This window comes from Pseudarthrobacter sp. MOO14, from assembly GCF_058267675.1.
On the sequence record NZ_CM177849.1, the window covers coordinates 1,240,305 to 1,261,843 of the forward strand.

The following is a 21,539-nucleotide window of genomic DNA, read 5'->3' on the forward strand; positions in this document are numbered from 1 at the left end:
GGGTTCTTTCTGTGCTGGTGGTTGGGCTTGCCGAAACCGCGGTTCTCGGAGAGCCCAACCCGCGGAAACTGGTCAGGCGTCGAGGGCGGACATGACGTGCTTGATGCGGGTGTAGTCCTCCACGCCGTACATGGAGAGGTCCTTGCCGTAGCCGGACTGCTTGAAGCCGCCGTGGGGCATTTCGGCGGTGAGCAGGATGTGGGTGTTGATCCAGACGGCACCGAAGTCCAGGTCCCGGCTCAGCCGCATGGCGGTACCGTGGTTGGTGGTCCAGACGCTGGAGGCCAGGGCGTATTCGACGTCGTTGGCCAGTTCCACGGCTTCGGCTTCGGTGCTGAATTTCTGCACGGTAATGACCGGGCCGAAGGTTTCCTTCTGCACTACGTCGTCGGTCTGCTTGGCGCCGGTGATGATGGTGGGTTCGAAGAAGAAGCCCTTCTCCCCCGCCCGGTGGCCGCCGGTTTCGATCCGGCAGTTCTCAGGCAGGTTCTCCACCACGGAGGTGACCGCATTGAAGTGGTTGATGTTGTTCAGCGGGCCGAAGTAGTTGTCCTCGTCGTTCTGCGAGCCCGTGTGCAGGGTCTTGGTGTGCTCCACCATGGCTGCCACGACGTCGTCGTGCACTGACTCCTCCACGAGCACCCTGGTGATGGCGGTGCAGTCCTGGCCGGCGTTGAAGAAGGCAAACTCGGCGATGGCCGCGGCGCTCTTCTTGATGTCCGCGTCCTTGAACACGATGGCCGGAGCCTTCCCGCCCAGCTCCAGGTGCGCGCGCTTGAGCCCCTTGGCGGCACCAGAGGCGACGGCAATGCCGGCGCGCACGGAGCCGGTGATGGACACCAGGCCGGGGACCTTGTGCTCCACCATCATGGCCCCGGTTTCGCCGGTGCCCAGGACAACGTTGAGGACGCCGGCCGGGAAAATCTCTCCGGCGAGGCGGGCCAGCACCAGGGTGGACTCCGGCGTGGTGTCTGAGGGCTTGAGGACCACGGTGTTGCCGGCGGCCAGGGCGGGGCCGATCTTCCAGATGGCCATCAGGAACGGGTAGTTCCACGGCGCCACCTGGGCCACCACGCCGATGGGTTCGCGGCGGACGTAGGAGGTGTGGCCCTCGAAGTACTCGCCGGCGGATTTGCCTTCCAGGATGCGGGCGGCACCGGCGAAGAAGCGGAGCTGGTCTGCGCCGGCGGCGATTTCCTCGGAGGCGATCAGGGAGCGCACCTGGCCGGTGTTGCGGTGCTGTGCCTCGACGAGTTCGTCGCTGTTGGCCTCGATGGCGTCGGCGAGCTTGAGCAGCATCAGCTGGCGCTGGCCGGGGGTGACGTGCTTCCAGGTCCGGAATGCGTCCTTCGCGGCAGCCATCGCGGCGTCGACGTCGGCCTGCACGGAAACGGGGGCGTGTGCCACCACTTCGCCGTTGGCGGGGTTAACCACATCCAGCAGGGCGGTGCCGGCCGGCGTGACGAACGTGCCGTTGATGAAGTTTTGCAAGGTCTGGACCACGGTGTGCAACCTCTTTCGTAGGAGCCATCGGCGCCCGGGCGGAGGCCGGGACGGATGGATGGAACTGCATTGAGCCTATGCCAGGGCCCCACCGCGGTGAATAGCCACCTGCACACCCTTACGGAATAGGTTTAGTGCGGTTGCCCAGCTCACGTTTATCCTTGCTTCATGGCCATTTCCCTTGCTGCCCTGGTGGGCGTGACGTCCCTGAAGCTGTCCAAGGCGGGCGTGGCGGAGACTACCTGGAACCAGGACATCAACTGGGTGGCCGTCACCGAGCTTGAGGATCCCCAGCGGTTCCTCAACGGCGGGGAGCTGGTCCTCACCACCGGCCTGCGGCTGCGGTCCGCCCCCGAACAGCGACGTTTTGTCCGCCAGGTGCAGCGGGCCGGCGCCGTGGGCATCGGATTCGGGGTGGGCCTGACGCACGAGGCAGTGCCGCCGGCCTTGCTGGCGGAGGCGAACCGGTGGGGCCTCCCTGTGGTGGAGGTGCCGTACGAGACTCCGTTCATCGCCATTACCAAGCTGGTGGCGGACGCCCAGTCGGCAGACCACTACGCCAAGCTTGAGCGGCTGATCGCCGGACACCAGGTGCTGGCCCGGGCACTTTTGACCGGCGGGGGCCTGGCCGAGTTGTTGAAGAATTTGGGCGGCATGCTGCGCACGGATGTTGCCCTGACCCAGTTCGCCGCGCAGCTGTACAACAGCAGCACGTCCAGTCCGTCCGCGGATGCCTGGTCCAGCTACCCCGTGCCCACCGGCCGGAGGGATGCCTGCACGCTGTGGGTCCGCCAGCCGTTCGAGGACACAGGCATCATCGGGTATGCGCAGAACCTGATCAGCGTGGAGCTGAACAACATGGTCAAGCAGCGCCAGGCCCAGCGGGCGCTCTGCGGCCAGGTGCTGGAGGACGTGATCCATGGCGCGCTGGAGACCAGCGAGGCGCAGCGCCGCCTGGCCGGCGTGGGCGTGAACAGCACCCGCAAGAACGTGGTGCTGCTGGCGGTGTCCGCCGCCCATGGCAAGGCCCTGGGAAGCACCTCGGTGCCGCTGGACCTCGAAAAGGCCGTTGCCGCCGTGGTGGGCAAGGACCTGGTGCTGGTGGTCAATGACGACGGCGGGGCGGCGCCGGCGCTGGCACGGAAGCTGAGCGACCACCTCGCCGAGGCCGGGATCCACGCCACGATCGGCATCGGCGGGGCGTACACCAAGCCCAATGGCCTGCGCTGGAGCTACTTCGAGGCGCGGGACGCCGCAAGCCACGGCCTGCCTGTCAATGAACCCGAGCGGCTGAGCCTGACGTCGCTGCTGCTGGCCAGCGAGGACGTGCCGCTGGCGGATATGGCGCATGAGTCGCTGAACCCGCTGCGCGCCTTCGATGCGGCGCACGGCTCGGAGCTGATGACCACGCTGGAGAGCTACCTGAACAACAATGGCTCGGTGGCCGCGGTGGCGGAAGAGCTGACCCTGCACCGTAACACGGTGCGGTACCGGCTGGCCCAGATCACCGAGCTGACCGGCTACGACCCCGCCGTCACCGCGGACCGGGTGCAATTGTGGCTGGCCCTGGCCGTGGCGCGGTTGTCGGCGCGACAGGGCAAATAACCCGCCCTAGATGATGCCGCGGCGGAAAAGGTCTCGGGATTTCTTCCGGGCCTTCAGATATTTGGCGTGTGCGGCGAGCATGATCGCATCCTGCTGGCTGAGCAGCTCGGTGTAGACGGCCGCGGTGGCCGGGTCACTGCCGTCACCGGCAAGGGCCGTCAGCAGTTCCCTGGCCACCACGGCGTCCTGGAAGCTGCCCAGGATCTTTTGCTGCCGGCGGGCGGCCTTGGCCACCTTGGCGGCGCGCTTGCCGCGGACCAGGGCGGCCGATTCCGCCACGTAGCGCAGCCGCTTGGCGTCCTTGCGTACGCGGTGCAGGGCAAGTTCCTGGTCCGTGCCGCGGCGGGCGCGCGTGGCAGCCTTGTGCGAGCGCTTCAACTTCCTGGCGCCCTTGTCCACGGCTTTCGCTGCCGCCTTGCGGCCGGAGGTGACGGCGTCGGCGCGCACCGGCGGGTTGTCGCGGAAATCCTCGAGGTTGTCCAGGAGCCGGAAGTAGCGGGCCGAGCCGAGCGCTTCCTGCAGGAGGCGGTAGGCGGCGTCGAAATTTTCACCTGTCCGGTGGTCAACCGCTGCCGTGGCGGCCGCGAGGCCCTCCCCCGGCGGAAGGTCGGCCAGCTGGCTGCGGAGCTGCGCGCGCAGGACTTCGGCGTCGCGCGGTTCGCCGAGCAGCCGGCCCAGCCACTTCAGCTCGCCCCGGAGCCGGCGCACCGGCGATGCCCTGTACAGCTTGCCGTACGCTGCCAGGACCGATCTGATGCGGCGGGCCGAGGAGCGCATGGTGTGCACCGCTTCCGGCTCCTCCAACCGGACGGCGGCGTCGATGGCGAGGATCTCGTCGATCTGCGACGCCACAAAGACGGTGACGACGGCGGCTGCCGGGGCGCGCTTGCCTGCCAGCAGGGCGGGGCTGCTTCCGGCGTCACTGCCGTTCGCATCGTCGTCGGGGGCGGCACCGTTGGAGCGTTTCGCGGCTGCCTTGCCGGCGCCCAGGGCGCGCGCCAGCTTCGAGGCGTACCCGGCCGGCCGGGCGCCGGCGGCGGTCAGGAGTTCTTCCACCGGCCCGAAGAGGGCGGGCCCGCCGTGGACCAGTTCCACCTCCCACTCGCGCCACTGCCCGTGCGCGCCGGTGCCCTTGTCCCGGCCGGCCAGCCGCTCGGCGGTGACGTGGTCGTCGGCGAGGTCGGCGAGGTGCACGCCGTCGTCACCGTACAGGGCGTAGGTGGTGCGGCGGGTTTCCAGCCGGACCACCGGCACCGGAACGGATCCCCGCAGGTAGGCGTGAAGGTGGGCCAGCAGCCTGTCCGGCACGGCGTCGGGACGGCCAAGGGGCGCGTGCAGCTCCGTCCGCGGCGCGGGACCTTCAGCGGTGGCGGCGGCGGTGGGCGGGAGCTTCAGGTGCCACCCTGCGTCGGTGCCGCCGGTGCGGCGCCGCAGGGTGATCCGGCGGGCCGCCAGGTCGTGGGCGGGGGTGTCGAAGTACACCGCTTCGAGGAGGTCGGTGTGGGGTTTCCCGGTCCGGGCCACCCCGGCGGCTTGTTCCAGCGCCGGCACCACGGCGTCGTCGTCGACGTCGTACTTCTTCTCGATCTCAAGTCCCCGCGAAGCCTCCACAGCCGTCCTTCCGCACCGCCCGGTCCATGCCAGGCCCTCCGACAGTCCGTTCGCAGTCTATGCCAGCCCCGGCATCGGCGAGAGGTTGCCCACAAAACCGCAAACATCAAACGTCTAACCTTTAGGGTGGATGGTATGTCCGCCACTCCCCCCGCGTCCGCGCCGGCAGCAACCGCAACCGTCCCGGCCGGCACCGCCGGCGCGGTGCCCGCCAAGCCGCGCTCCGCCGTCGTCTTCGGCGTGATTGCCCTGGTGCTCATCGGGCTGAACCTCCGTGCCGGGATCACCGGAGCCTCGGCCCTGCTGCACGACCTTCAAGCCGTCCTGGGCTACGGGGCACTGGTGGCGGCCATCATCCCGTCCATTCCCACCCTGTGCTTCGCGGTGGCCGGAGCCGCAACTTCCTGGCTGAGCGGCAAGCTGGGCGTGGAGAAGGCCATCCTGCTGTCGCTGGCGCTGCTGGCCGGCGGGCTGCTGCTGCGCGGCGTCCCGGCAACCGGCATGCTGGTGGCCGGCAGCGTGGTGGGCATGTCCGGGCTGGCCATCTGCAACGTCGCCATGCCGTCCTTCATCCGCGAGCACTTCGCCTCCCGGACGTCGCTCATGACCGCCGTTTACACGGTGACAATGACTACCGGCGGCACCCTGACTTCGGTCCTGGTCGTTCCACTGGCCCAGGCCCTCGGGTCGCCGTCCGCCGCGGTGGGGGCGGTGGGCATCGCGGCCGTGGCGGCATTCCTGGGTTTCCTGCCCGTGGCGCTGCACGCCCACCGCCACACCGTCCGGAGCACCGCAGCCCACATCTCGCCCTGGCCGCTCCTGCGGACCGGGAAAGGCCGGCTCCTCACCGCGATCTTCACCCTCCAGGCACTCCTGGCCTACGCGCTGCTGAGCTGGCTGCCGTACATGCTCACCACCATGGGAATGAGCGCCTCGGACAGCGGACTGATGTTCGGGCTGATGCAGCTCGTGTCCGTCCCGGCGGGCATGGTGCTGATTGCCATCGGATCCCGCCCGCGCATGCTCCGCCCGGCCTTTTACCTGGTGAGCGTCACCATGGCGGCCGGGATCGCGGCGCTGTTGGTGCTTCCTGTGGGACTGGCGGCCATTCCGGCCGTCCTGATCGGTTTCGGCCTGGGCATTTTCCCCCTGGTGATGGTGATGATCAGCCGCAGCGGGTCCAGCACCGCCGAAACCACGGCACTGTCCACCCTGGCCCAGTCCTCGGGGTACCTGCTGGCGACGGCAGGTCCCTTCGGCATGGGCCTGCTGCACAGCGCCACCGGCGGCTGGACCCTGCCGCTGGTGCTGCTGCTGGCACTGGCACTGGTCCAAATCGTGGTGGCCCACCTGATCACGGGGCGCCCGATGTCCGGAACCCGCCCTGCGGAAAGGAAGTAGCACCTTGTCTTTGAGCCCGTCCGTCCGCCAGCCGCTGGCCGCCGAAGTTACCGCCAAGCTGCGGGAGATGGTCCACTCCGGCGAATGGGCGTTGAATCAGCGCATTCCGCCCGAGCCCGAACTCATGGCGCGGCTGGGGGTTTCCCGCGGGACCCTGCGCGAGGCGGTGAAGGCCCTGGCCCACGGGGGCATGCTGGAGGTCCGCCGCGGTGACGGAACCTACGTGCGGGCCACGAATGAGATGTCCGGTGCCGCGCGGCGGCTCTACCAGGACCATACCGAGCAGCACATCCTCGAGGTCCGGCTGGGGTTGGACACCCAGGCTGCCCGGCTCGCCGCGCGCAATGCCACGGACGACGACGTCACGGCCCTGCGCGCCTTCCTCGCCGCCCGGGACCAGGCCTGGAAGATCGGCGACATCGAGGCGTGGGCCGACGCAGACTGGCAGTTCCACCAGGGAGTGGCCCAGGCCTCCGGCAACCCGCTGCTGCATGAGCTGTACGCCAGCTTCGGGACGGCATTCCACCAGGACCTGCTCACGCAACAGCGTCGGCCCGGCTTCAATGGGCTCCCGCGGGACGGCCACGAAACACTGCTGGACGCCATTGAACGGCGGCACGAGGACGACGCCGTCGCCACCGTGAACCGGAACCTGAACTCCTGCGCGGAGTGGCTGGCGGAGTAAATCTCCCCGCGCATGGCGGCGGCCCGGCACTGTGGTGCCGGGCCGCCGTCGTCCGTCCTGCGCCTGCCGGTGAATCAGCTCCGGCGCAGGCCTGCGAGGACGTTCGTGGGGCGCTGCATCTCGCCGTGCTTGGCGCCCAGGATGATCACCAGCGCGGCGAATCCGGGGATGGCCCACTGCAGGAGCTTGAGCTGCTGCTGAGCGGACTTCAGCTCGTCCGATGCCGCCGGCTGCGGCTCGGTGGCTCCCTTGGCCCCCTCATCGGCAAGCTTGTCCACCTTCTTGCCCAGGATGCCCGAGTACAGGGTCACCCCGGCGCCCGCAAGGGTCACGACGGTCTTGATGGCGGTGTCGCGTGCCACGCCGTCCTGCTTGGCGATCCGGCCCTTGTTTTCCCAGGCGATGGCGAGGTCTGCCGCCAGGTGCGCGGCGAACGCCGCCGTCTGGACCGGCGCCCACCGCATCCAGCCGGCGCTGGAAAGCCGGGTGCGTTCGGCGGGATCCTTGGCCTGCGCGGCCGCCCCGTTCAGGCCGATGGCGCCCATCAGCGATCCGCCGAACCATGCTGCCGCCGTCAGGTCGTGAACTGAACGCGCTAAGAGATTTCCTGCCATGATGTGCATTCCTAACGTTGTGAACGGGTTCCGGCGTGCTGCCCTCCGCGGGTGTCGCATGCCGTGTCCTAATCAAGGTATGGTCTGCTCATACTAAGCACACTTACTAATATTACGAAAGCCCGGCCCCCGGCCCCGCCGACCGCGTAATATCAACGCCATGGGAAACACAGGGACATTGTTCGGCTGGGCCTTCGGGAACCCCGCCCGGGAAAGTGACAGCGGCTATGTGGATGCGCTGGAGCGCCAGGCATTGGGGAACGCCCGGGAAACGGCCAAGGCCAAGGGCGTCAGCGTCCTCGCCGGTTCCGAAGTGTTCACCGTCCTCAGCGGGCATGATTCATTGGTGGAACTGGACAACGCCCCCGGCCAGCTGGTGGTCCGCTGCACTGTCCATGTTGAGGGCCCCGGAGCCGAGAACATGCGGGCCGAAGGGCCCATGAACGGCTAGGGCATGTCCGACGGCGATTCCACCCTCAGCCAGGCAGCGGACGCGGTCGAAGACGCGTCCAACCACAAGGTCCTCGATGTCCTGGCCCGCGCGGGATTCGCCGTCATGGCCCTGCTGCATGTGATCGTGGGTGCCATCGCGATCGCCATCGGCTTCGGCCACCAAGGGGACGCCGAGCCAACCGGGGCCATCGCCCGGCTGGCGGACAACCCCTTCGGCACCGTCGTCATGTGGGGGTGCGTGGTGGCCTGCCTGGCCTTGGCTCTCTGGCAGGCCAGCGAAGCGACCCTCCGTGCCCGGAGCCTGCCCCGGAAGGAACGGCTGGCCAAACTGGTGTCGTCGGGTTTCCTTGCCATCGCGTACGGCAGCGTGGGCCTCAGCTTTGCCGGATTCGCCGTTGGGCAGCCCAGCGACTCGGGCGACAACACCAGGGATTTCAGTTCCGGCGTGATGGCGCACCCCGCAGGGCCCTGGGTCCTCGTGGCCCTGGGCCTGACCATCCTCGGCATTGGGATCTACTTCATCGTCAAGGGCCTCCGGCGCGGGTTCAAGGAGGAGCTGTTCCACTTTGACGGCACCCGGCGGGGTCGGCTGATCGACAGCCTGGGCGTCACGGGCCATGTGGCCAAGGGCATCGCCCTGGTCCTTACCGGCCTGCTGTTCGTGATCGCGGCAGCCCGGCACCGGCCCGATGAATCCACCGGACTGGACGGCAGCCTCAAGGCCCTCCAGGACCACCCGTTCGGCCCCACCCTGTTGGTGGCCATTGGCGCTGGCTTCATCGCCTACGGGATTTTCGCGATGATCCGAGCCCGGTTCGGCCGCATGTAGCACCGCCTTTTGCCCATGAAGAGAGAAGGAACCCCATGTCCACTGTCTCGCAGCTGTTCACGTGCCCCGCTGCCGACGTCTGGCGGGTCATCGCCGACGGCTGGCTGTATTCCGGCTGGGTGGTGGGCGCCTCCCGGATCAGGGATGTGGATCCCGAATGGCCGGGGCCCGGAGCCCGGCTCCACCACTCCGTAGGAGCGTGGCCGCTGGTGCTCAACGACAGCAGCCGTGTCACCGCGGTGGATCCCGGCCGCTCCCTGGAACTCGTGGCGCGCGGCTGGCCCGTGGGCGAGGCCAAGGTGGACATCAGGCTGGAGGACCGCGGCGGCGAATGCCTGGTGACCATTGCCGAGGACGCCATCCGCGGGCCGGGAAAGCTGATGCCGAAATTCCTCCGGGATCCTGTCATCTCCGCCCGGAACCGCGAGACCCTTCGCCGGCTCGAGCTCATGGCCATCGGCGGCGCGGGAAAATAGCGCAGCAGGGTTAAATGGCGGGAGCCGCGGAGCGGTGGTTCCGCGGCTCCTGCAGCAACAGGATCCTAGACCTGGGCGGACACGCCATCACGGGAAATGGACACCATGTCCTCGCGCGGGACCACCTTGATGCGCTCACGCTTGACCTCGACGCCGTGCGAGCCGCCGGCCTCGGTGGCGGCCGCGCCAAGCGCGAGTTCGTGGGCGTCCAGGGCCAGCCAGCCTTCCCAGGACGTGAACTTCACGCCGCGGGCATCGAGGAGCTCGACGACGGCGTCTTCAGCAGGCGCGGAGGCGACCGGGAGGTTTTCGCGGTCTTCCAGCAGGTAGGTCACGGTTTCCAGGGCGTCGCCCTTGGTGTGCCCGATCAAGCCGACGGGGCCACGCTTGATCCAGCCGGTGGCGTAGATACCCGGCACATGGTTGCCTTCGGCGTCCAGGACGCGGCCGCCGTCGTTCGGGATGACGCCCCGCTTGTGGTCGAACTCGATCTCCGGCAGGGCAGAACCGAAGTAGCCGATGGCGCGGTACACGGCCTGGACCGGGTAGTCCACGTACTCGCCGGTGCCGCGGGCGTTGCCCGTGCCGTCCAGCTCGGTGCGCTCGAACTTGATGCCGGCCACTTTGCCCGGAGCTTCGGCGTCGTCGTAGATCTCCACCGGGCTGTGCAGGAAGTGCAGGTGCAGGCGGCGGGAAGCCGTGAGCTCGGAGAGGTCTTCGGGCTGCTCTGCGATCCAGTTGGTGAGCGTGCCCACCATGGTCTTGGTCTGGTTGTTCGTCTGGATCTGGCGGTCCGATTCCTCGTCGAACTCGAAGTCCTCCGGGTACAGGATGATGTCCACGTCCTTGGAGTGGGACAGCTCGCGGAGCTCCAGCGGGGTGAACTTGACCTGGGCAGGCCCGCGGCGGCCGAAGACATGGACGTCCGTGACCGGGGAAGCCTTCAGGCCGGCGTAGACGTTGTCCGGGATTTCGGAAACAAGGAGGTCGTCGGCGTGCTTGGACAGGACGCGGGCCACGTCCAGCGCCACGTTGCCGTTGCCGATCACGGCGATCTCCTTGGCCTCGAGCGGCCATTCACGGGGGACGTCCGGGTGTCCGTCGTACCAGGAGACGAAGTCGGCGCCGCCGTAGGAGCCGTCCAGCTCGATGCCGGGGATGTTCAGGTCCGCGTCCTTGATGGCGCCGGTGGCGAAGATGACGGCGTCGTAGTGGGTGCGCAGGTCCTCGATGGTGAGGTCCGTGCCGTAGTCCACGTTGCCGAAGAAGCGGATGTCGCCGCGGTCCAGGACCTTGTGCAGGGCGTTGACGATGCCCTTGATGCGGGGGTGGTCCGGGGCCACGCCGTAGCGGATCAGGCCGTAGGGCGCCGGGTAGCGGTCGAAGAGGTCGATGCTGACGGTCAGCTCGCCGCTCTTGACGGCCTCGCTCTTGGTGAGGATGTCAGCGGCGTAGACGCCGGCCGGGCCGGAGCCAACGACGGCGACGCGCAGCGGACGCGCAGCAGTTCCTACGGTGGTGCTGGATGACACGGCTGTGTTCCTTTTCTTCGTTCCGGCCCAACTGGCTCGCATTCGTTGCCGTTTTGACGGCTCAGAACGACAACAACTGCCAGTCAGTTGGGTGGGGCTAGGTGGTGAGGACGGTCTTGCGGGGGCTGTTCGGGGTGGTGGTGCCGTAGTCGGCGGTTTTGAAGTGCGGCGGAGCGAACGGGCTCACGCGCACCACGTCACCGATGACGATCACGGCGGGGTTGGCAACACCGGCGGCGTCGGCCTGGTCCGCGATGGAACCGAGCGTGCCGATGGTGACGCGCTGGTCCGGCAGGTAGCCGTTTTCCACGATACCAACAGGGGTGTCCGCCGGCATGCCCGCTTCGCCCAGCGCGGACGCGGATTCCCGGAGCTGGCCGACGCCCATGAGCAGGACGATGGTGTGGTCCGGGCGGGCGGGAACCTCGGAGAGTCCCTCGTGTCCGGTCACCACGCTGAAGCCCTTGGCCAAGCCGCGGTGCGTCACGGGGATGCCTGCGGCGGCCGGGACGGAGATGGCCGATGTAACGCCGGAAACCACTTCAACCTCCACACCGTGCTGGCGGCAGTATTCGGCTTCCTCGCCGCCGCGGCCCAGCACGTAGGGGTCCCCGCCCTTGAGCCGGACCACGCGGTGGCCCTTCAGCGCTTCTTCGACCAGGATCCGGTTGATCTCCGCCTGCGGCACCGGGTGGTGGCCGGGGGTCTTGCCCACTTCGATGACGCGGACGTCCGGAGCCAGTTCGTTCAGGAGGCCGCGGGGGCCCAAGCGGTCAGCCACGACGACGTCGGCCTGCCCCAGGAGCCGGCGGCCGCGGACCGTGATGAGGCCGGTATCGCCGGGGCCGCCACCAACCAATGCAACGGTTCCCCGGTGTGCGCGGCGGCGGCGCAGCGGGAGGTCGCCGGTTTCGAGGGCGGTGGCGACGGCGTCGCGGACGGCCATGGCGCGGCGCGGGTCTCCCCCGGCGTTCACGGCGATCTTGACGTCATCCACCTCGGCGACGGCGGGCGTCCAGGCGGCGGAGGCTTCGTGGTTGGAGGCATTGACGCACCAAACCCGCTGCGCCTCGGCGTCGGTTGATACCTGGGCATCCACCTCCGGGTCGCCGGTGGCGGTCTGGGCGAACCACACGCCGTCGACGTCGCTGGAAAGGTAGGGCCGCGCTTCCCAGGTGAGCAGGCCGGCGTCGGCCATCTCCTTCAGCGCGGGCGAGGCAACCGGGGCCACGACCGTGACCACTGCACCGGCGTCGAGCAGGCCTTTGGCGCGGCGTGCGGCAACGGGGCCGCCGCCCACCACCAGCACGGGGCGGCCGAGCAGCCGCAGCGCCGTGGGGTATATGTCCTGAATTGCCATGGATCAACGGTAGGGCCGCGTCACATTCGCCAACAAAGGCCGAGCAACACCAGTTCACGCAAGGTAATGCTGCGTCACAAAAGATTCCTAGGGCCGCCCGGCGAGGAACCGGCCCCTGCGGATGATCAGGCGCTCCAGGTAGCGGGCCAGGACAAGCCGTTCGACGGCGGTACCCAGGGCCCCGAGCGGGGCGGTGAACTCCACCCGGTCCGTCATCACGCTTCCCGTGGCAGTGGGCGCGAAGTCATGGACATGCCGGAAGGCCTTGAAGGGGCCCCTCAACTGTTCGTCGGTGAAGCTGCGCGGGTAATCCAGATGGGTAATGCGGCTGGTCATGGTGAGCGGGACGCCGAAGTGCCGTGCCCGCCAGGTGACCTCCTGGCCGTGCCCGATCAGCCCGCCCGTGACACCGGCCACCGCGCGCTCCCCGGATGCCTGCTGCGAGTCCACGTGCAGGTCGATGCTGCGTGCCCGGTCGAAGAGCTGCTCCACGGGGAGCGAGGACTCGGTGCGGCATACGAAGCTGGCTGTCATGGCGCCAGTCTGCCACCTGTTCCCGACCCGAGCGGGCAGGACAGCAGAAAGCCCGACAGCGGGACTCGCCGTCGGGCTCTCTGCAGGGTTGGGTGCCGGCGTGGGCTAGCGGGTACTGCCGGACAGGAGGCCCCGGCTGCGGAGGAGCCGCTTCTCGATGGGGCCGAAGACCAGCAGCTCAATCAGGATGCCCACCGCCAGGATCAGGAGGATGGCAGCCATGACCACGGCCATGTCCGAAAGGGTCCGGCCCTGGTCCAGCAGCGAACCCAGGCCAAAGCCGATGGTGCCGCCCACCGCAATGATTTCAGCGGCCATGAGGGAACGCCAGGAGAAGGCCCAGCCCTGCTTCAGGCCGCCCAGGTACCCCGGCAGCGCGGCCGGAAGGACAATCTGCAACGCCATCTGGAGCCGGGACGCACCCAGCACCGTGCCCACCCTGCGGTACTGCGGCGGGATCTGGTCCACGCCGGAGATGAGCCCGTTGATGATGGAGGGGATGGCTCCCATGAACACCACGAAGTAGACGGTGGCGTCGGTGAGGCCGAACCAGATGATGGCCGCGGGGACCCAGGCCACCGAGGGCAGGACCTGCAGGCCGGAGATCAGCGGGCCGAAAGCGCGCCGCAGAGGCGCCACCTGGGCCAGGAGCAGCCCCACCGGCGTGGCGATGGCCACCGAGATGAGGAAACCCACCACGCCCCGCTGCAGTGACGTCCAGACGGACTCTTGCAGCTTGCCGTCGCTCCAGAGGACGCCCAGCTGGCCGAGGACGTCCAGCGGACCCGGCACCAGGTCGCGGCGCTTGACGCCCAACGAGACGTAAAACTGCCAGACCAGCACCAGGACCACCAGGGCAGCCACGGGCAGGAGGATCCGGCTCCAGTCGATCCGGTGCTTCCGGTCGGCGTCGGACTGCAGGGAATCCAGGCCGGACTCCAGCTCCCGGAGGTCCTCTTTGCCAGTGGAGGTCCTGGTCAGGGCGGCGTGGACGTGACGGGTTTCAGCGGCCGTGGCTTCGACAGGCTCAACCACCGGCTCCTCCTCAACCAGGGGTGGGTTACTTGGCATGGCGGCGAATCTCCTCCCGCAGCCGGGCCGTGATGACCCCGGTCAGCTGGCCGGCGAGCCCGGCGTCGGTTCGGTGTTCCTCGGTGACGGACCATTCCTGGACCACCCGTCCGGGACGGGAGGACAGGAGCAGGACGCGCTGTCCCAGCCGGACGGCCTCGCGGACGTTGTGGGTGACGAAGACGATGGTGCGTCCGGTTTCCTTCCAAATCCGTTCCAGCTCATCGTGCAGCAGGTCACGGGTAATGGCGTCCAACGCGGCGAAGGGCTCGTCCATGAGCAGCAGTTGCCGGTCCTGCGCCAGCGAGCGGGCCAGTGATACTCGCTGCCGCATGCCGCCGGAGAGTTCGTGCGGACGCTTGTCCCCGGCAGAGCCGAGGTGCACCAGTTCCAGGAGTTCCTGGGCCTTGGTGCGGCGCTCGGTTTTGCCCGCTCCCCTGAGCTTCAGGGCCAGTTCGATATTTTCCCGGGCCGTGAGCCACGGGAAGAGCGCGGCGTCCTGGAACATGAAGGCGGCGCCGTCGCTGGGCACTTCCAGGGCGCCCGACGTCGGCGCTTCCAGTCCCGCGATGATGTTCAGGAGGGTGGACTTGCCGCAGCCGGAGGCACCGAGGAGGGCAACGAACTCGCCCTGCTTGATGTTGGCGTTGACGTCGTCCAGTACCGGGGCGCCGTCGCCGAAGCGTTTGCCCAGGTTTTCCAGTACGACTGGCATGGTGCCGTCCTTAGGTAGTGGGTGGGTCAGTCCTGGCCGAGGCCGGCCGCGGAGATCTTGTCGGCGCCACCGGTGACGTGGTTGAGCGCACGGAGGTCGAAGAGCCCGTTGATGTCGGCCTTCTTGGTGGTTCCCGCATCCACGCCGTCCTGCAGGAGCTTGGGGTAGCTGCCGGCCAGCGGGTCAAGGGTGAAGGTGATGTTTGCCAGCGACCTGGTGAGGACATCGGTGGGCAATGCTGCCCCGGCGGATTCCTGCAGTGCGGCGTTAATCGAGGTTCGCCTTCTCGTCAGCAGACGCGGAGTTGAGCCAGGCCACGGATTCGGTGTTGCCTGTCAGCAGCGCCTTGACGGTATCCGGGTGGTCCGCCGCGAACTTCTGGTTCACGATCAGAATGGTGGTGGGAAACTCACCCGGCTTGCCAGTCCCGGTGCCGTCCCACAGGTCCTTTTCATCCACCAGCACCTTGGCGCCGGCCTGGAGCACCAGGCGGGAGGCCCAGGGCTCCGGCAGCCACGCGCCGTCGAGCTTTCCGTCCTGGAACAGCTTGAGGGTCTGGGCGTTCTCGGTGGGGTTGATGGCGACGTCGCCACTGCCATCCACGTTGGTCTTGTAGCCCTGCTTCGAAAGCCAGGCGCGGAGCGCGACGTCCTGGGTTCCGCCCAGCTGGGGCGATGCGAGGGTCTTGCCCTTGAGGTCTGCGGCGGAGTTGATCTCCGGCTTGACCACCAGCTGGGCACCGCCCGCCGCCGCCCCGGCAATCACCCGGACGGACTCGCCCTGGCTCTTGGCGAACGAGTTGATGGCCGGGTTGGGGCCGATGTAGGCGGCATCGATGGCACCGGCGTTCAGGGCTTCGATGGCGGCCGGTCCGGCGTTGAACGTCTGGGTGCTGAGCGTGGTGCTGCCAAGGGCCTGCCGGAGGAATCCTTTTTTGACGCCCACCAGGGCCGGGGCGTGCGTGACGTTGCCGAAGTAGCCCAGCTTCAGCTCGGCCGCGGGGCTGGGCTCTGCGGCCTGGGCCTCGGTGTTGCGGGAGACGTTCGAGGCCACAATGGCTCCGACGGCGATCAGGAAGACCAGCCCGATGGCCAGGGCAGCTTCGATGGCACGCTTGCGCTTGGGAACCGCGCTTTCGCCTGCCACGATGCGGGTCATCCCGGGCTTGGAACTAGTCATTGTTTCACCATAGGGAGTGGCCCAAACCCGTTCAATGACGCGGAAACGGGGGGTCACGCACGTTCATGTAGCGTCACATTAGGCCGCCCCGGGGCCCGGTTTCACAAATTCAGGCGCTGCGGCGTTGACCAACTGCCACGGCATGTGCGCCACCTCGGTGGCGGGGTCCTGCCACGCTCGCCCGGTGGTGGAGCAGGCGGCGCACGTTGAGCCAGCAAAACAAGGCCAGTCCCAGGTACAGGCAGAACTCCATCACTTCGGAATACTCAGAAATTCCGTAATCGGCCGCCGGCCACACCAACAGGCGGAAGAGGCGGTACGCCGCGGCAAGCCCAAAGGCCGGCACCAGGCCCAGGGGCGGAATGAGTAAGTGCAAGGGCGCGGCCTGCTTCCAACGTGCCCGGACCGCCGCCCACACCAGAGGGGCGCACGCGCCGTACAGGCTGGCCAGGAGCATGGCTGCCGGGACCAGTTCCTGCACGCCTCGGATGTTGTGCAGCGTGGTTTCACCCTGCCGGTTGATCTGCTCCATGGATTCGGGAGTCTGCCAGCCAAAGATGCGCTGTCCCCAGGAAATTTCCTCGCCCGCGAGGAACCATGCCGCGGCGCCGACCAGACCGTAAACAACAGCCATGCCCCTCTGTCCGGACGCCGGGAGCCGGGCGGCGATGAACGTCAGGAAGATCGCCGCCGCCAGGAGGCTGAGGAACTGCAGCCACTCCACCAGCGAGTCCTCGGCGAGGAGCCAGATGTACAGCGGGGGGTATACGACCGTGGCCGCAGCCGCCACCGAAATACCGCCGGGGATCAGGGCGAGCGTCACTGCCTGCCGCCGGGTGATCCGCCACTCCCGGGCATCACGGGCACATGCCAGTACCGCTGTGGTCCGCCACCGGTGGATGGTTGGCATCACGCCTCCCGAGCGAATGGCCCGGGCTTGGAACCGCGGGCATCGAGCAACAATGCCTGAGCTTCCCATGCCACACTTCGTCCCGAAAGATCCGGCGGGCACATTTTGCGGTTAACGTGCGGGTTGCCGCATAAATGCGAAAACGCCGGAAACCTGCGGGCTCGCTGTTCAGGAACGGCGAGCCCGCAGTTTTCCGGCGAATCGAAGGAGGACTAGATGCTGTAGCGCTCGTCTTCGTGGTCGCCCGGGTGGTCCTTGACCAGGCCGGCGGCCAGCGTATTGCCGTCCAGCGGGTCGATGACCAGGAACGCTCCGGTGCGGCGGTGGTGCAGGTAGTTCTCCAGCGGCAACGGGGCGGCGAGCCGGAGCTGCGCGTGGCCGATGTCGTTGAGCTCCAGGTTCGAGGCGGCCTCCAGCTTGAAGGTGGCCAGATCCAGTTTGCCGGAGACGTTGCGGACCATCGCCTGCACCGTACGGGTGCCGTGCTTGACCAGCACCTTCTGGCCTTCGCGCAGCGGCTTCGGGGACAACCAGCAGAGGGCGGCGTACAGGTCGGCGGAGGCTTCGCGGACGGTTCCTGCGGCGGCGATGGTGTCACCGCGGGCGACATCGAACTCGTCCGCCAGCCGGATGGCCACAGACTGCGGTGCGGCGGCTTCCTGCAGCGAAGCGCCAGCGAAGTCGATGCCCGCCACGGTGGTGGTGCGCGGAGACTGGCCCGGCGTCAGTACGGAAACCTTGTCCCCCACCTTGACCGAGCCTTCGGTGATCTGGCCGGCGTAGGCGCGGTAGTCGCGGTAGGCCTCCGCGTCCAGGCCGGCGGCGACGGCATCCGGAGCCAGGGCGCCCTGCGGCCGGATCACCAGTTGCACGGGGAAGCGGAAGCTTTCCAGGTGGCTCTCGAGCTCATCGGCGGCGGGGAGGGTTTCGAGGACCTCGAGCAGGGCGGGGCCTGTGTACCAGGGGGTGCGCTCGGAGCGGTCCACCACGTTGTCGCCGTCGAGCGCCGAAACCGGGATGACCAACAGGTCGCTGATGCCGTCCGAGCCGAGGCCCAGTTCGCGGCCCACCTGCTGCACATCGGCTTCGATCCCGCGGAAGACGGATTCGCTGAAGTCCACCAGGTCGATCTTGTTCACGGCCACGATCACGTGCGCCACGCGGAGCAGCTGCAGCACGGACAGGTGCCGGCGGGTCTGCTCCAGCACGCCCTTGCGGGCGTCGATGAGGACGACGACGGCATCCGCGGTGGACGCGCCGGTCACCGTGTTCTTGGTGTACTGCACGTGCCCGGGGCAGTCAGCCAGGATGAAGCTGCGCTGGTCGGTGGCGAAGTAGCGGTAGGCCACGTCGATGGTGATGCCCTGTTCGCGCTCGGCGCGCAGGCCGTCGGTCAGCAGGGCCAGGTCGATGCCGCCCTTGTCGCCGCCGAAACCGCGGTCCGCCGAGGTGCGGGCGACGGCGTCGAGCTGGTCAGCCAGGATGGCCTTGGAATCGTGCAGGAGGCGGCCCACCAAGGTGGACTTGCCGTCGTCGACCGATCCTGCCGTGGCGAACCGGAAGAGGGTGGTGGGGAGGCTGTCGTTGATTGAGCCTGTCGAAATCTCGGAAATCGTGCTCATTAGAAGTACCCGTCCTTCTTGCGGTCTTCCATGGCGGCCTCGGAGATGCGGTCATCTGCGCGGGTGGCGCCACGTTCGGTGAGGGTGGAGGCGGCGACTTCCACCACGACATCGGACACGGTGTAGGCGTTGGATTCCACGGCACCGGTGCAGGACATGTCCCCCACTGTGCGGTAGCGGACGGTCTTGGTAATGACGTCCTCATCGGGGCGGGGCTGGGAGACCTCGCCGACGGCGCGCCACATGCCGTCGCGGGCGAAGACCTCCCGTTCATGGGCGTAGTAGAGGCCCGGCAGTTCGATGTTCTCGCGCTCGATGTACCGCCAGATGTCCAGCTCGGTCCAGTTGCTGATGGGGAAGGCCCGGACGTGCTGGCCCACGGTGTGGCGGCCGTTGTAGAGGTTCCACAGCTCGGGGCGCTGGTTGCGCGGGTCCCACTGGCCGAACTCGTCGCGGAGGCTCAGGATCCGCTCCTTGGCGCGGGCCTTGTCCTCATCGCGGCGGCCGCCACCGAAGACGGCGTCGAACTTGTTCTGCTGGATCGCGTCCAGCAGCGGGACGGTCTGCAGCGGGTTGCGGGTGCCGTCGGCGCGCTCGGCCAGCTCGCCGCGGTCGATGAACTCCTGGACGGAGCCGACCACGAGTTTCAGGCCGAGCCGCTCCACGGTGCGGTCGCGGAAGTCGATGACCTCGGGGAAGTTGTGGCCGGTGTCCACGTGCAGCACGGGGAACGGCACCTTGCCGGGCCAGAACGCCTTGGTGGCCAGGTGCAGCATCACCACGGAGTCCTTGCCGCCGGAGAACAGCAGCGCAGGCCTCTCGAACTCGGCAACAACCTCGCGGATGATGTGGATGGCTTCGGACTCCAGGGTGTCCAGGCTGGACAGGCGCGTGGATACGGCGGCGTCAGTCACCTGGGTCTCCTCGGTAAGTGAAGTGCTCATACGTGTAGTCCGCATTCTGTCTTGTCGGTTCCTGCCCAGCGGCCGGCGCGGGGGTCCTCGCCGGGTGCCACCTTGCGGGTGCAGGGCTGGCAGCCGATGGAGGGGTAGCCCTGGGAAAGCAGCGGGTTGACGGGCAGGAGGTTGTCGTCGGAGTACTGGACCAGCTGGTCAAACGTCCAGGCGGCCATCGGGTTGACCTTGACCAGGCCGTTCTTCTCGTCCCAGCCGATCAGGGGCGTATTGGTGCGGGTGGGGGCTTCGTCGCGGCGGACCCCGGTGAACCACAGCTCGTAGCCGGCCAGGGTGCGCTGCAGCGGAGCCACCTTGCGGAGGGCGCAGCACTGGGCGGCGTCGCGGGCGAAGAGGTCCTTGCCCAGGAGCCGGTCCTGCTGCTCCACGGTGTTTTCGGGGAGCACGTCCACCACGTTGACGCGGAGGTTCGCGGCCACCTCGTCACGCGTGGCATAGGTTTCCGGGAAGTGGTAGCCGGTCTCCAGGAACAGGACGTCGACGCCGGGCATCTGGTCCGCGACCAAGGCCGGCAGGACGGCGTCGGCCATGGAGCAGGCGACGGCGACGGCGGGCAGGTCGAAGTTGCGTTCCACCCAGGCGATGACGTCGCGGGCGGGGGCGTCCCAGCCGAGTTCCGCGGCGCCGGCTTCAGCCAGTGCCTTGAGCTCCTCGACCGGACGCTTGGCGGGTGCGGGTGCCAGGTGTTTTGCCATTACTGGAGTGCCTCCTCGTCTGCTGCGTGGGCCCATTCGGCGAAGGTCTGGCCTTCGGTGCGGTCGGCGACGAACCGGCGCACCACGCGCTCCACGTAATCGGGCAGGTCGTCGACGTACACTTTCAGGCCGCGGACGGTCCGGCCCAGGCCGGCTTCCTCGCGGGTGTTGTTAGCCAGGCCGCCGCCAAGGTGGACCTGGAAACCCGGGGAGGGCTCGCCGTCGGGCGTTGGCAGCATCATGCCCTTGAGGCCGATGTCCGCCGTCTGGATCCGGGCGCAGGAGTTGGGGCAGCCGTTGATGTGCAGGGACAGTGCCTGCGGCAGCTGGCCTGATTCGGCGAGGTCGGCCAGGCGGCGTTCCAGTTCGGCCACGGCGGTGGCGGCCGTCATCTTGGTTTCAACGATGGCCAGCTTGCAGTATTCGATGCCGGTGCAGGCGATGGTGCCGCGGCGGAACACCGACGGCCGTGCAGAGAGGCCCAGGGCGTCCAGCTCGGCTACCAGCGGCTCCACCTGGTCCTTGTGGACGTCCAGGACCACGAGCTTCTGGTGCGGGGTGGTGCGCAGCCGGTAGGAGCCGCGTGCCTCCAGGGTGTCGGCGAGCTTGACCAGCGTGGAGCCGGAGAGCCGGCCGGCCAGCGGCGTGGCGCCGATGAAGAATTTGCCGTCCTTCTGCTCGTGCACGCCCACGTGGTCGCCCGGGGTGGCGGGCTTGGGCGCGGCGGGACCGTCGGCCAGCTTGTAGCCAAGGTATTCGTCCTCGAGGATCTGGCGGAACTTCTCCGGCCCCCAGTCGGCCATCAGGAACTTCAGGCGGGCCTTGGTGCGCATGCGGCGGTACCCGTAGTCGCGGAAGATGCTGGTCACGCCGAGCCACACGTCGGCGGCCTGCTCCGGCTTCACGAAGGCGCCCAGGCGCTTGCCCAGCATGGGGTTGGTGGACAAGGCGCCGCCGGCCCACAGGTCGTAGCCGATGCCGAGTTCGGGGTGCTCGACGCCCACGAGCGCGAAGTCGTTGATCTCGTGCACCACGTCCTGGCTGGGGTGGCCGGTAATGGCGGTCTTGTACTTGCGCGGCAGGTTGGACAGCAGCGGGTTGCCGATGAACCGCTCCCCCAGCTCGGCGATGAGCGGGGTGGGGTCGATGATCTCGTCCTTGGCGATGCCGGCCACGGGCGAGCCCAGGATGACGCGGGGAACGTCACCGCAGGCTTCGGTGGTGGACAGGCCCACGGATTCCAGGCGGTTCCAGATCTCGGGGATGTCCTCCACCCGGATCCAGTGCAGCTGGATGTTTTGGCGGTCCGTCAGGTCGGCGGAGTCGCGGGCGAAGTCCACCGAGATCCGGCCGATAACGCGCAGCTGCTCGGTGCTGAGCGCGCCGCCGTCGATCCGCACGCGGAGCATGAAGTACTTGTCCTCAAGCTCGTGCGGCTCGAGCGTGGCGGTCTTGCCGCCGTCGATCCCGGGCTTGCGCTGGGTGTACAGGCCCCACCAGCGGAACCGGCCGTGCAGGTCCTGGCTCGGGATGGCGTCGAAGCCTTCCTTGGCGTAGATGGTCTCGATACGCTCGCGGACGTTCAGGCCGTCGTCTTCCTGCTTCCAGGTTTCGTTGGCATTCAGCGGCGTCTTGCCGTCCACCTTCCACTGGCCGTGCGGCTTCGCGGCGGGTCGGGACGGGCGTGCGGGGCGCTTGGGGGCAGCGGAGTCCGCAGACGCTCCGGCTAGAGCTGTATCAGTCATGCAACGACTGTAGGGTGCCCCCGAT

19 protein-coding genes and 1 pseudogene are annotated in these 21,539 nt (G+C 68.2%); 6 read left to right on the forward strand and 14 right to left on the reverse strand.

Annotation, left to right across the window (positions count from 1 at the left end):
• Positions 1-72 precede the first annotated feature (72 nt).
• The gene (locus tag AC4EEV_RS05785) at positions 73-1,503 is read right to left on the reverse strand and encodes an aminobutyraldehyde dehydrogenase (RefSeq protein ID WP_109044309.1); all 1,431 of its coding nucleotides are present in this window, start codon (positions 1,501-1,503) and stop codon (positions 73-75) included.
• A 168-nt stretch (positions 1,504-1,671) separates the two neighbouring features.
• Between AC4EEV_RS05785 and AC4EEV_RS05790 the strand changes: the two genes are divergently transcribed.
• The gene (locus AC4EEV_RS05790; RefSeq protein WP_018760558.1) at positions 1,672-3,108 is read left to right on the forward strand and encodes a PucR family transcriptional regulator; all 1,437 of its coding nucleotides are present in this window, start codon (positions 1,672-1,674) and stop codon (positions 3,106-3,108) included.
• Positions 3,109-3,114: 6 nt separating this feature from the next.
• Here AC4EEV_RS05790 and AC4EEV_RS05795 read toward each other — a convergent pair whose 3' ends face one another.
• Entirely contained in the window at positions 3,115-4,719 is a 1,605-nt protein-coding gene (locus tag AC4EEV_RS05795) for a CYTH and CHAD domain-containing protein (protein ID WP_018760559.1), read from the reverse strand.
• 135 nt (positions 4,720-4,854) lie between these two features.
• Here AC4EEV_RS05795 and AC4EEV_RS05800 point away from each other — a divergent pair, with 135 nt between their 5' ends.
• Entirely contained in the window at positions 4,855-6,120 is a 1,266-nt protein-coding gene (locus tag AC4EEV_RS05800; RefSeq protein ID WP_018760560.1) for an MFS transporter, read from the forward strand.
• A 4-nt stretch (positions 6,121-6,124) separates the two neighbouring features.
• The gene (locus tag AC4EEV_RS05805) at positions 6,125-6,805 is read left to right on the forward strand and encodes a FadR/GntR family transcriptional regulator (protein ID WP_026264320.1); all 681 of its coding nucleotides are present in this window, start codon (positions 6,125-6,127) and stop codon (positions 6,803-6,805) included.
• A 74-nt stretch (positions 6,806-6,879) separates the two neighbouring features.
• Here AC4EEV_RS05805 and AC4EEV_RS05810 read toward each other — a convergent pair whose 3' ends face one another.
• On the reverse strand, positions 6,880-7,419 hold the full coding sequence (locus AC4EEV_RS05810; RefSeq protein ID WP_026264321.1) for a hypothetical protein: 540 nt from the start codon (positions 7,417-7,419) through the stop codon (positions 6,880-6,882).
• Between the two features lie 160 nt (positions 7,420-7,579).
• Here AC4EEV_RS05810 and AC4EEV_RS05815 point away from each other — a divergent pair, with 160 nt between their 5' ends.
• Genes AC4EEV_RS05815 through AC4EEV_RS05825 form a run of 3 tightly spaced genes read left to right on the forward strand, consistent with a single transcriptional unit; the run spans position 7,580 to position 9,177 of the window.
• Positions 7,580-7,870 (forward strand): hypothetical protein, encoded by a 291-nt coding sequence (locus AC4EEV_RS05815; RefSeq protein ID WP_026264322.1) that lies wholly within the window; start codon positions 7,580-7,582, stop codon positions 7,868-7,870.
• Between the two features lie 3 nt (positions 7,871-7,873).
• Positions 7,874-8,701: a DUF1206 domain-containing protein gene (locus AC4EEV_RS05820; RefSeq protein WP_018760564.1), complete on the forward strand. Its 828-nt coding sequence runs from the start codon at positions 7,874-7,876 to the stop codon at positions 8,699-8,701.
• A gap of 35 nt (positions 8,702-8,736) precedes the next feature.
• Entirely contained in the window at positions 8,737-9,177 is a 441-nt protein-coding gene (locus AC4EEV_RS05825; RefSeq protein ID WP_018760565.1) for an SRPBCC family protein, read from the forward strand.
• 65 nt (positions 9,178-9,242) lie between these two features.
• Here the strand turns inward: AC4EEV_RS05825 and AC4EEV_RS05830 are convergent, their stop codons facing one another.
• The 11 genes and pseudogenes from AC4EEV_RS05830 to AC4EEV_RS05880 all read right to left on the reverse strand — a co-directional run bounded on the left by AC4EEV_RS05830 (position 9,243) and on the right by AC4EEV_RS05880 (position 21,514).
• Positions 9,243-10,709, reverse strand: coding sequence for an FAD-dependent oxidoreductase (locus AC4EEV_RS05830; protein WP_018760566.1), 1,467 nt, complete (start codon positions 10,707-10,709; stop codon positions 9,243-9,245).
• A 97-nt stretch (positions 10,710-10,806) separates the two neighbouring features.
• A complete protein-coding gene (cobA, locus tag AC4EEV_RS05835) occupies positions 10,807-12,069 on the reverse strand; it encodes a uroporphyrinogen-III C-methyltransferase (protein WP_491330350.1) in 1,263 nt (420 codons plus the stop codon).
• 87 nt (positions 12,070-12,156) lie between these two features.
• Positions 12,157-12,603, reverse strand: a complete 447-nt coding sequence (locus tag AC4EEV_RS05840) for an SRPBCC family protein (RefSeq protein ID WP_491330351.1) — start codon at positions 12,601-12,603, stop codon at positions 12,157-12,159.
• A gap of 105 nt (positions 12,604-12,708) precedes the next feature.
• On the reverse strand, positions 12,709-13,674 hold the full coding sequence (locus AC4EEV_RS05845) for an ABC transporter permease (RefSeq protein ID WP_109044297.1): 966 nt from the start codon (positions 13,672-13,674) through the stop codon (positions 12,709-12,711).
• Entirely contained in the window at positions 13,664-14,389 is a 726-nt protein-coding gene (locus AC4EEV_RS05850) for an ABC transporter ATP-binding protein (RefSeq protein ID WP_018760570.1), read from the reverse strand. Before AC4EEV_RS05850 ends, AC4EEV_RS05845 begins: the two co-directional genes overlap by 11 nt.
• A gap of 26 nt (positions 14,390-14,415) precedes the next feature.
• Positions 14,416-15,547 (reverse strand): annotated as a pseudogene (locus AC4EEV_RS05855) (ABC transporter substrate-binding protein).
• Between the two features lie 130 nt (positions 15,548-15,677).
• Entirely contained in the window at positions 15,678-16,478 is an 801-nt protein-coding gene (locus tag AC4EEV_RS05860) for a hypothetical protein (protein ID WP_109044294.1), read from the reverse strand.
• A gap of 212 nt (positions 16,479-16,690) precedes the next feature.
• Positions 16,691-18,100, reverse strand: a complete 1,410-nt coding sequence (locus AC4EEV_RS05865; RefSeq protein ID WP_109044293.1) for a sulfate adenylyltransferase subunit 1 — start codon at positions 18,098-18,100, stop codon at positions 16,691-16,693.
• Positions 18,100-19,044, reverse strand: a complete 945-nt coding sequence (gene cysD / locus AC4EEV_RS05870; RefSeq protein ID WP_491330352.1) for a sulfate adenylyltransferase subunit CysD — start codon at positions 19,042-19,044, stop codon at positions 18,100-18,102. The genes AC4EEV_RS05865 and cysD overlap by 1 nt, the downstream gene beginning before the upstream one ends.
• Entirely contained in the window at positions 19,041-19,769 is a 729-nt protein-coding gene (locus AC4EEV_RS05875) for a phosphoadenylyl-sulfate reductase (RefSeq protein WP_018760575.1), read from the reverse strand. Before AC4EEV_RS05875 ends, cysD begins: the two co-directional genes overlap by 4 nt.
• Positions 19,769-21,514 (reverse strand): nitrite/sulfite reductase, encoded by a 1,746-nt coding sequence (locus tag AC4EEV_RS05880; RefSeq protein ID WP_491330353.1) that lies wholly within the window; start codon positions 21,512-21,514, stop codon positions 19,769-19,771. The genes AC4EEV_RS05875 and AC4EEV_RS05880 overlap by 1 nt, the downstream gene beginning before the upstream one ends.
• Positions 21,515-21,539 lie beyond the last annotated feature (25 nt).